The sequence below is a fragment of the Alcanivorax sp. UBA3183 genome, assembly GCF_002364155.1.
In the GTDB taxonomy this organism is placed as follows: Bacteria; Pseudomonadota; Gammaproteobacteria; order Pseudomonadales; family Alcanivoracaceae; genus Alcanivorax; species Alcanivorax jadensis.
On record NZ_DEXN01000025.1, the window covers coordinates 7,292 to 11,205 of the forward strand.

Genomic DNA, 3,914 nt, shown 5'->3' on the forward strand with positions numbered 1-3,914 from the left:
GAGCACCTCTCGAGGTGCGAACCCGAGCTCAGGCGAGGGAAATCTATCTGGTAACGTCAAACCTGTTAACCGGTTCGCACCTCAAGGGGTGCTCCTACAGGGGCTTCGTAGCCCCATTGCCTGCTCTTCAACCTGTCACACCAACCCGTTACAGTCTCTCCCTTTTGCGTGTAACGAGATACTGAATGCTCCCTCTTCACGACTGGCTACTGTTGGCCAGCGTCTGCGCCCTGGGTGCCATGGCGCCCGGCATCAGCCTGGCGGTGATCACCCGCCACACCCTCCATGGCGGTCCCCGAGCCGGGGCCATCGCCGGGGTTACCCATGCCCTGGGAATCGGTATCTGGGCCACCGCCACCGTCACCGGGCTGGCGGTACTGTTCCACCGCTACCCGTCACTGGAATTATTCTTCAGCCTGAGTGGCGCCTTGTTCCTGCTGTGGATGGCCTGGAAAAGCTGGCAGGCGGGCAAGCAACCGCTGGCGCCCATGGATAACTCCAGCCAATTCAACGTCCTGCATGGCGCTGCCCGCGACGGCTTTCTGGTGGCGTTCCTGAATCCGAAAGTGGCCCTGTTTTTCCTCGCCCTGTTCAGCCAGTTCCTGCAGACGGACATGGCCCAGGCCGCCCGCATCCAGATGGTGCTGACCTCCATGTTCATCGATGGCGGCTGGTATGTACTGGTGGCCGTATTGCTGGGCCGAAGCCGTTTTCTGCCGTGGCTGCGGGCCCACCATCACTGGGTGGAAAAAGGCACCGCCGTGTTGCTGGTCGTCATCGCCGCGAGTGTGGTGTGGCAGGCAGCGTGACGTCAGGCATCCTTTAATTTCCTCTTTGACCTTGGGGTAGCACCGAGGTTAATAATGGTTCCATGAAACAATATCTGCGCCTCGATTACCGGTCCTTGCTGGCCGGACTGCTTGCCACCCTGATGCTGGTGGTGACAAGCAGTGTGTCTGCGCAGGTTTCCTTGAGCCATCTGGATACCGCCCCCCAGCCCCATTGCCATCACCATGCTGACATGGCACAGCCCGACCATGGCGACAGCCAGCACTGCCCCCAGGATGACGGTTGCCAGTGCCTGACCCTGTGCCAGATCAGTGCCACCACCGTCGCCCTGTTCAGCGGGCAGGCGGATATCCCCGAGCGCCCCTGGCACCCCAGCCTGGAGACCGGCCTTCACGATGGCATCCACCACCTGCCGTTACGGCCACCGTCCCTGACTGTTTGAGTTCGCTGTTCCACTCAAACAATCAGGAGATCCATCATGAAAACCGCACCCCCGTTTTCCCTGCCACGACGCCGTTTCGTGCAGGGCCTGGCGCTCGGAGCCACTGGTCTGGGGCTGGGTCTGACATCCGCCCAGCTGCTGGCCCGTCAGGGCCACACCGGCGCCCCCACGCTTACCGGTGACACCTTCCACCTGACTCTGGGTGGCGCCGACGTCAACATCACCGGCAAGACCCGGCCGGCAACCACCATCAATGGCATCGTCCCCGGCCCCACACTGCGCTGGCGCGAAGGCGATACCGTCACCCTCAAGGTCACCAACCTGCTGCCGGAAACCAGCTCCATCCACTGGCATGGCCTGCTGCTGCCGTTTGAAATGGACGGCGTACCGGGGCTGTCATTTGATGGCATCAAACCGGGAGAAACCTTTACCTACCGCTTTCCGATCAAGCAGAACGGCACCTACTGGTATCACAGCCATTCCGGCTTTCAGGAACAGACCGGACTCTACGGTTCCATCATCATTGATCCGAAAAACCCGGAGCCCCATGCCGCGGACAGGGACCAGGTCATCGTGTTGTCAGACTGGAGTGACGAGGACCCGAACCACATCTTCGCCACCCTGAAAAAGCTCAGCCACTACTACAATTTCAACGAACGCACCGTGTTCGACACCCTGCGCGATTTCCGCGACAAGGGCGTGATCCAGACCCTCAAGGATCGCCATATGTGGAACACCATGCGCATGAGCGACCGGGACCTGGCCGACGTGACCGGTTACACCTACACCTACCTGATGAATGGCCAGAGCCCCAACGGCAACTGGACCTGCCAGTTCAATCCGGGTGAACGCCTCCGCCTGCGCTTCATCAACGCCAGCGCCATGACCTTTTTCGATATCCGCATTCCCGGCCTGGACATGACCGTGATCGCCATGGATGGCCAGCCGGTCAAACCGGTGCCCTTCCACGAGGTGCGCCTGGGCGTGGCTGAAACCCTGGATGTGATCGTGGAACCCAAAGCGGATCGGGCCTACACCCTGTTTGCCCAGAGTATCGACCGCAGCGGCTTTGCCCGTGGCACCCTGACACCCGACCCGACCATGGTCGCCCCGGTGCCGGAGATGGATCCGCCGCCGCTGTTGGGCCATACCGAGATGGGCATGGGTGCCATGCAACACGGCGACAGCCATACAGGCATGGACCATGACACCATGACGATGAGCAGCATGGACCATGGGCAGATGAATCACAGCATGAACGGCATGGATCACACCGACGCCGTTCCCTTCGCGGAAGATCCAGACAACCCGGACCTGCCGCCCAGAAACAGTGCCACCGAGCATGCTGCCACTGAATACGGCCCCGGCGTGGACATGCGCGCCATGGCCCCCGGCGCGATGCTCGCCGACCCGGGCATCGGCCTGCGCGACCGGGACTGGAAAGTACTCACCTATTCGGACATGGAAACTGAGGACGGCCCACCAGACAGCCTGCACCCGGACCGGGAAATTGTGCTGCACCTGACCGGCAACATGTCCCGCTACATGTGGAGCTTCAACAGTATTCCATTTGCCGATGCCGTACCGCTGGAGCTGTATCACAACGAACGGGTTCGCATCACCCTGGTCAACGACACCATGATGACCCACCCCATCCACCTGCATGGGCTGTGGAGTGATCTGGAAGTGGGCAATGGCAAGCTGCTGCGCAAACACACCGTCACCGTGAAACCCGGTGAGAAACTCAGCTACCTGGTGCGCGCCGATACCCTGGGCCGCTGGGCCTATCACTGCCACCTGCTCTACCACATGGACGCTGGCATGTTCCGGGAAGTCCGCGTGGTCGACGCTCCAACGGACGGCAACCACTCACACCATGGCGCTCACGGGGAGGACGCATGATGAAAACATCGACCTTTCTGTTCAGCGCCCTGACAGCCATGACCGCCGCCACGCCGGCCTGGTCCATGAGCGAACACCCGCCCCGCTTCAGCAAAGTGCTGGTGGACCAGCTTGAGCTGCGTGACAGTGACGAAGGCACGGTGCTGGGCTGGGATGCCAACGCCTGGTATGGCGGCGACCTGAACAAGCTTTACCTGTCCACGGAAGGCGAACGGCTGATGGACCCGGAACACCACGACGAAGACGCCGGCACGGAAAGCGCCGAAACACGACTCGCCTGGAGCCATGCCTTCGCCCCCTACTGGGACTGGCAACTGGGCTGGCGCCGGGACTGGCAACCGGACAATCCCAACCGGGACTGGGCCAGCCTGGGCATTCAGGGCCTGGCGCCCTACTGGTTCGAGCTCGACGCCCAGTTATTCCTGGGTGAAGACAACCTCAGCGAATTGCGTCTGGAAGTGGAATACGAGCTGATGTTGAGCCAGCGTCTGGCGCTGGTACCGGAGGTGGAAGCCAGCTTCTACGGCAAGGACGATGACGACCTGGGGATCGGCGACGGTCTGGTCGCCATTGAATCCGGCCTGCGGCTGCGCTACGAAATCCGCCGGGAGCTGGCCCCCTACATCGGCATTCATTGGGAAAAACAATACGGTGATACCGCCGACAGGACGCGGGCGGCGGGTGGTGATCCGGAGGAAGCATCGCTGGTGGCCGGGATCCATTTCTGATTCTGAAAAACCCGAAGGCAGCAATCTTGCGTAGGGTGCCACTGAGCCTGAGG

At 61.6% G+C, this 3,914-nt stretch carries 4 protein-coding genes; all 4 read left to right on the forward strand.

Annotated elements, in window-relative coordinates; all coding sequences use genetic code 11:
- Positions 1-185 precede the first annotated feature (185 nt).
- The 4 genes from B3Q33_RS10050 (at position 186) to B3Q33_RS10065 (ending at position 3,861) form a co-directional block, all read left to right on the forward strand.
- Positions 186-809: a LysE family translocator gene (locus B3Q33_RS10050; protein WP_272961985.1), complete on the forward strand. Its 624-nt coding sequence runs from the start codon at positions 186-188 to the stop codon at positions 807-809.
- 62 nt (positions 810-871) lie between these two features.
- Complete coding sequence (locus B3Q33_RS10055) at positions 872-1,231, forward strand: hypothetical protein (protein WP_272961984.1); 360 nt, start codon at positions 872-874, stop codon at positions 1,229-1,231.
- A 36-nt stretch (positions 1,232-1,267) separates the two neighbouring features.
- Positions 1,268-3,133 (forward strand): copper resistance system multicopper oxidase, encoded by a 1,866-nt coding sequence (locus tag B3Q33_RS10060; protein ID WP_273010193.1) that lies wholly within the window; start codon positions 1,268-1,270, stop codon positions 3,131-3,133.
- Positions 3,130-3,861 (forward strand): copper resistance protein B, encoded by a 732-nt coding sequence (locus B3Q33_RS10065; protein ID WP_272961982.1) that lies wholly within the window; start codon positions 3,130-3,132, stop codon positions 3,859-3,861. Before B3Q33_RS10060 ends, B3Q33_RS10065 begins: the two co-directional genes overlap by 4 nt.
- Positions 3,862-3,914 lie beyond the last annotated feature (53 nt).